6 protein-coding genes and 1 pseudogene are annotated in these 5,687 nt (G+C 64.8%); 5 read left to right on the top strand and 2 right to left on the bottom strand.

What is annotated here, in order from left to right:
- The first annotated feature begins 293 nt into the window (after positions 1–293).
- The 5 genes from proS to trhA all read left to right on the top strand — a co-directional run bounded on the left by proS (position 294) and on the right by trhA (position 4,349).
- Positions 294–1,631, top strand: a complete 1,338-nt coding sequence (proS, locus tag V7Q39_RS18930; protein ID WP_333818170.1) for a proline--tRNA ligase — start codon at positions 294–296, stop codon at positions 1,629–1,631.
- Positions 1,632–2,213, top strand: coding sequence for a DUF998 domain-containing protein (locus V7Q39_RS18925; RefSeq protein WP_333818169.1), 582 nt, complete (start codon positions 1,632–1,634; stop codon positions 2,211–2,213).
- 21 nt (positions 2,214–2,234) lie between these two features.
- On the top strand, positions 2,235–2,879 hold the full coding sequence (locus V7Q39_RS18920; RefSeq protein ID WP_333818168.1) for a dihydrofolate reductase family protein: 645 nt from the start codon (positions 2,235–2,237) through the stop codon (positions 2,877–2,879).
- 69 nt (positions 2,880–2,948) lie between these two features.
- Entirely contained in the window at positions 2,949–3,605 is a 657-nt protein-coding gene (locus tag V7Q39_RS18915; protein WP_333818167.1) for a ThuA domain-containing protein, read from the top strand.
- A gap of 84 nt (positions 3,606–3,689) precedes the next feature.
- Positions 3,690–4,349: a PAQR family membrane homeostasis protein TrhA gene (gene trhA / locus V7Q39_RS18910; RefSeq protein ID WP_333818166.1), complete on the top strand. Its 660-nt coding sequence runs from the start codon at positions 3,690–3,692 to the stop codon at positions 4,347–4,349.
- Between the two features lie 476 nt (positions 4,350–4,825).
- On the opposite strand, the gene V7Q39_RS18905 is transcribed toward trhA, so the two are convergent.
- Positions 4,826–5,440 carry a hypothetical protein gene (locus V7Q39_RS18905; protein ID WP_333818165.1) on the bottom strand — a complete coding sequence of 205 codons (615 nt, stop codon included), beginning with the start codon at positions 5,438–5,440 and terminating at the stop codon, positions 4,826–4,828.
- Positions 5,441–5,472: 32 nt separating this feature from the next.
- Positions 5,473–5,687: pseudogene (locus V7Q39_RS18900) on the bottom strand (DNA topoisomerase IV subunit B); the annotation flags it as partial.

Here is a 5,687-nt window from a genome sequence, read left to right as displayed (position 1 = left end):
GGACCAGATCAGGGAGCGGATGCTGGCAAGGTTCGGGGCGCCGACGGAGGGGTAGGGCGCGGGTCGGTGCGTGCGAGCACGCACCCTACGGGATTCATGACCGTCCCGAGGATCCGTCGATCCTTTTCTGTGAAATGGACCCCGCGATCCCTAGCCCCTGGTTAACGCCCACGGCCAACACCTTGGTTTCCTTCGCGGCCCTGATCTGCCCATGCGTGGACGCCCCCTCGCACCTTGCCTGCCCGCGCCCGACCCGCTAGGAAACGCGGGACCCTCTCCCATGGCAGGCCAAAATGCGTCTCTCCCGCTACTTCCTCCCCGTCCTCAAGGAAAACCCCGCTGAGGCCCAGATCGTTTCCCACCGCTACATGCTGCGGGCGGGCATGATCAAGCAGCAGGCCGCGGGGATCTATTCCTGGCTGCCGCTGGGCTACCGCGTCCTGCGCCGGATCGAGGAGATCGTCCATCAGGAGCAGCAGCGCGCCGGGCACATCCCGCTTCTGATGCCCACGATCCAGCCCGCCGACCTCTGGCGCGAATCCGGCCGCTATGGCGATTATGGCGAGGAGATGCTGCGGATCACCGACCGCCAGAAGCGCGAGCTTCTGTATGGCCCGACCAACGAGGAGATGATCACCGACATCTTCCGCAGCCATGTGTCGAGCTACAAGGACCTGCCGCTTACGCTGTACCACATCCAGTGGAAATTCCGCGACGAGATGCGGCCCCGGTTCGGGGTCATGCGGGGGCGCGAGTTCCTGATGAAGGACGGCTACAACTTCGACGTCGACCGCGACGCGGCGCTGCACGCCTACAACCGCCACATGGTCAGCTATCTGCGGACCTACGAACGCATGGGCCTGACTGCGATCCCGATGCGGGCGGCCTCGGGCCCCATCGGCGGCGACAACACGCATGAATTCCTGGTGCTGGCGAACACCGGCGAGTCCGAGGTGTTCTACGACGACCGCGTGACCGCGCTGAAGCTGGGCAACCGCGACATCGACTATGACGACCGCGACCAGGTGGCGAAGGTCTGTCAGGAGTTCACCACCCTTTACGCCCGTACCGACGAGACCCATGATCCGGCGGTGTTCGAGACCGTGCCGGAGGCGCATCGCAAGGCCGGGCGCGGGATCGAGGTCGGGCAGATCTTCTACTTCGGCACCAAATATTCCGAGGCGATGGGGGCCGAGGTGGTGACGAAAGAAGGCACCAAGGTCCCGGTCGAGATGGGGTCGCACGGGATCGGCGTCAGCCGCCTGCTGGGCGCGATCATCGAGGCCTCCCACGACGACAAGGGGATCATCTGGCCCGAGGGCGTGACGCCCTTCCCGGTCGGCATCGTCAACCTGAAGCAGGGTGACGCGGCGGCGGATGCGGCCTGCGAGGGGCTTTACAAGGCGCTGAAGGCGAAGGGGCTGGAAGCGCTTTATGACGACCGCGACGAACGGGCGGGAGCCAAGTTCGCCACGATGGACCTGATCGGCCTGCCCTGGCGGATCACCGTTGGGCCGCGCGGGCTGGCGAACGGGGTGGTCGAGCTGACCTCGCGCCGCACCGGCGAAAGCGAGGAAGTCTCGCCGGAAGCCGCCGTCGACCGCATCGCCCAGATCTACGCCGGGCGCTGAATGGAACGGGTCGCGGCCGCGCTTTACGGCCTCGACCTGTTGTTCCTGCTGTCGTTTCAGGTTCTGAACCGGGACCTGCCCGCCTTTGCCCGCCCGATCAGCGACTATGGTCTTGGGCGGACGGCGCGGCTGTTCCGGGTCTACCTGATCGTGGGCTGCATCGCGCCGCCGATCCTGGCCTGGCAGGTCCATGCCTCGGGCGATCCGGATTTTTCGGTCTCGATCCCGGTCTATCTGGGGCTGGTCGCGCTGGGGCGGCTGGGGATCGCCGCTTGGCGCAGCGACCCGCGGGACACCCCGCGCAGCCGCCACGGCAACCTGCACCGGGCCGCGACGCTTCTGGCCTTTACCTCGGCCTATATGGCCGTGGTTGAGGCGACGCCGCAGCTGGTGGCGCTGCATGAGGGCTGGCGGTCGATCGCGGACGAGATCCTGAAGCAGGTGATCAGCATCAGCTTCCTGGCGGTGATCCTGACCATCTCCTCCACCTTCCGCCCCTGGTTCGGGCTTGCCGAGCGGATCTTCCTCTGGTCCACCGCGCTGTGGTTTCTGCTGGCCTCGCTGACGCTGCCGCCGCTATGATCCCTCCGACAGGAGGCCCCCATGTCCCAACTTGTCGTCCGCTGCTTTTCCCTCTCGGTAGACGGCTTCGGCGCGGGGCCGGAACAATCGCTGAGCGATCCCCTCGGCAAGGGCGGGATGGATCTGCACGGCTGGGTGTTCCGGACCAGAACCTTCCAGGCCATGCACGGTGCGGGCGGCGGCGAGGCCGATACGGTGGACGAAGGTTTCGCGGCTGAGGGGTTCCGCAACATCGGCGCCTGGATTCTGGGGCGCAACATGTTCGGGCCTGTCAGGGGGCCCTGGCCGGAGGAGGCATGGAACGGCTGGTGGGGTGAAGAGCCGCCCTATCACTGCCCGGTCTTCGTCCTGACCCACTTCCCGCGCCCCGACCTGACGCTTGCGGACACCACTTTCCACTTCGTCACCGAGGGGCTGGAGGCAGCGCTCGCCCGCGCCAGGGCAGCCGCCAAAGGCCGGGACATCCGCCTTGGCGGCGGGGTCGCGACGCTGCGCGGGGCCTTCCGGGGCCGCCACATCGACGAGGCGCATTTCGCGGTCTCGCCCGTTCTTCTGGGCCGGGGCGAGGCGGTCTTTCACGGCCTCGACCTGCCCGCGCTGGGCTATGCGGTCCAGCGGCAGGTTCAGGGCGAAGGCGCGAGCCATCTGGTGATCGGCCGGGCCTGAATCCTTGCGCCTTGACCTCGGGCCGGATGACGCCCGATCCTGCCCGGACGCGGTGAGCGGGGGGAAGGCATGGGACGGGCGCTGATCACCTGGGGTGGCTGGGAGGGACACGAACCCGACAAGGTGGGCGCGATGTTCGCCGACTGGCTGCGCGCGGCGGGGATGGATGTTGCGCTGACCGACAGCCTCGCCTGTTTCGACGACGGCGAGGCACTGAAGGCGCTGGATCTGATCGTCCCGGTCTGGACCATGTCGAAGATCGGGAAAGAGCAGGCGCTGAACGCCTGCGCGGCGGTGGCCTCGGGCGTGGGGATCGCGGGCTGCCATGGCGGCATGTGCGACGCCTTCCGCGAGAATGTCGACTGGCAGTTCATGACCGGCGCGCAATGGGTCGCGCATCCGGGAAACGACGGGGTGGACTACGGGGTGCGGATGGTCTCCACCGACCCGTTGGTGGCGGGGGTCGCGGATTTCACCGTGCGGACCGAGCAGTACTACCTGCATGTCGATCCGGCGGTGAAGATCCATGCCGTCTGCGACTTTCCGATGGTGGACGGGCCGCATGCCGTGAACGGACCGGTGGCGATGCCGGTCGTCTTCACCAAGGGCTACGGCGCGGGCCGGGTCTACTACAACGCGCTGGGCCACCAGAAGGCGGTGATCGACCACGGACCGGCGGCCGAACTGATGCGGCGGGGGCTTCTCTGGGCCGCGCGCAAGGGCTGACGTGACGTCACCGCTCGCCGTGGCGGTCGCATATGTGGCAATCAGGGTCATGCTTTCGCAATATTTGCCCGCCAGAGTGGACCCATGACCCTGCCAGCCGATCATTACCGGGCCTTGAAACGCGAACTCTCGCTGGGCGAGCTGCTGGCCGACGGGATCGTCCATGCGCTGGCCCTGCTGGCCGGGCTGATCGCCTTTCCGCTGCTGCTGTTCCACGGGTTGCAGACCGCCGGGATCGGCACTTTCGCGGCGCTGACGGTCTATGCCGGCGGGTTCTTCCTGATGTGGGGCTTCTCGCTGGCCTACAACATGACGCCGCCCTCGGCCTTGAAATGGCTGCTGCGGCGGTTCGATCATTCGATGATCTATGTGATGATCGCGGGCACCTACACCGCCGTCATCCCGCATCTGGAGGGGGCCTGGCCCTGGGCGCTGGGGGCGGTGGTCTGGACCGGCGCCGCGCTGGGTATCCTGGTCAAGGTGGTGCTCCCGGGGCGCTATGACCGGCTGTCGATCCTGGCCTATGTGATGCTGGGCTGGGTCGGGATCATCGCCATCGGCCCGGTGACGGCGGCCTTGCCCGCGGTCTCGCTCTGGCTGCTGGTGGCCGGGGGCCTGACCTATGTGGCGGGGGTGGGGTTCTACGTGTGGGAGAGGCTGAGGTTCCAGAATGCGATCTGGCACGGGTTCGTGGCGGTGGCGGCCGGGCTGCATTTCGCGGCGGTGGCGGTCGCGCTGGCCTAAGGGTGCCCACGCGCGGGCAGGGTTGCGGGGCGAGTGATTTCAAGGGGTTGGGCGCGGGCGTTTACGGTTTGGTAAGATCTGGGACGTGTGGGGTTCCAACAGAATGAGGCTTGTCATGCCCGCGAAAGCGGGGACCCGTTGTTGAAGCGGTGGAGAAGCGGTGGAACCGGGTCCCCGCTTTTGCAGGGATGACAGGGGGCGCGGGGGAGAGTCGGGGTGAACCCCGACCTACGGGTGGTGCGGGAGGGCCCACCCCGGCCTTGAGCCGGGGTCTGCGGGTGACCCACGAGGCCCCGGGTCAGGCCCGGGGCGGTGAAGGGGTGACGTTCGGGGGGCGAGGCCAACCGGGTGGGCGGGTTTGGTGGGTTGGCACTTACCCTTCGCTTGCTGAGGGGGTGGGATTGCGTAGGGTGCGTGATTTCACGCACCACAAGGGCGAAGGAAACGGTGCGTGCGAGCACGCACCCTACGCTTGCTTACTTTTTCCGCGCGTGCGTCCTGTTTTCTACGTTGACGTCGGCTTGAGAGGCAACAAGCGTATAGAATGGTGGAAATCCGTCTCTTTCAATCTCCCTATAATAGTCAAGAGATTCATACGGCATTTTACGAATGGCGAAGTGACAAAATATGTGAGGATAGCAATAGTACTCATCTCCCTCAAAATCAACATTCTCAATCAGATAGAACGGAATCTTTCCCGCTAAAACGACTTTGATGCCCTCTTCCTCTTCAGCAGACCAGTCAGCGTTGCGAAACGTATCCGGGCCAGTGTGAATAAGCCTATCCCATCTCAGCCAGACAAGTATTCCGTCGTGGTATGTGTCCAAGAGCGCAAGTCGAAACCAGGGAGATATGCCGCGCTTCTGTTCTGGAGAGTTTGGATATTGATCGTATCTTGCGACGTCGCGAATGATAATGTCTGTTCGCAACTTTTCGTGGAAGTTCGTTCTTATTTCATCCTCAAACTTTGTTTTCCATCGGTCCCGGCGCTCAATCTTTAGTTCTGGCGGAAACCGCTTCTTCCTACGGAAAAATCCGACAACATCTTTGCCGACACTGTACAGAAAACCCGGAGCAAGATATTCAAGCATCAGCGCACAGGAAGGTTAAATTCGGTGCTACGTCACACATCCAGCTCCTCCACAAACCGCGCGTTTTCCTGGATGTACTGGAACCGCAGTTCCGGCTTCTTGCCCATCAGGCGCTCGACCAGATCGGACGTATCCCCCGGCTCGTCCTCGTCGATGCTGACCCGGATCAGCTTCCGCGTCTCGGGGTTCATGGTGGTGTCCTTCAGGTCCTTGGCGTCCATCTCGCCCAGGCCCTTGAAGCGCTGGA

The organism is Tabrizicola sp. (assembly GCF_036781545.1).
GTDB lineage: Bacteria > Pseudomonadota > Alphaproteobacteria > Rhodobacterales > Rhodobacteraceae > Tabrizicola.
This window is presented reverse-complemented; position numbering and strand designations above follow the sequence as displayed.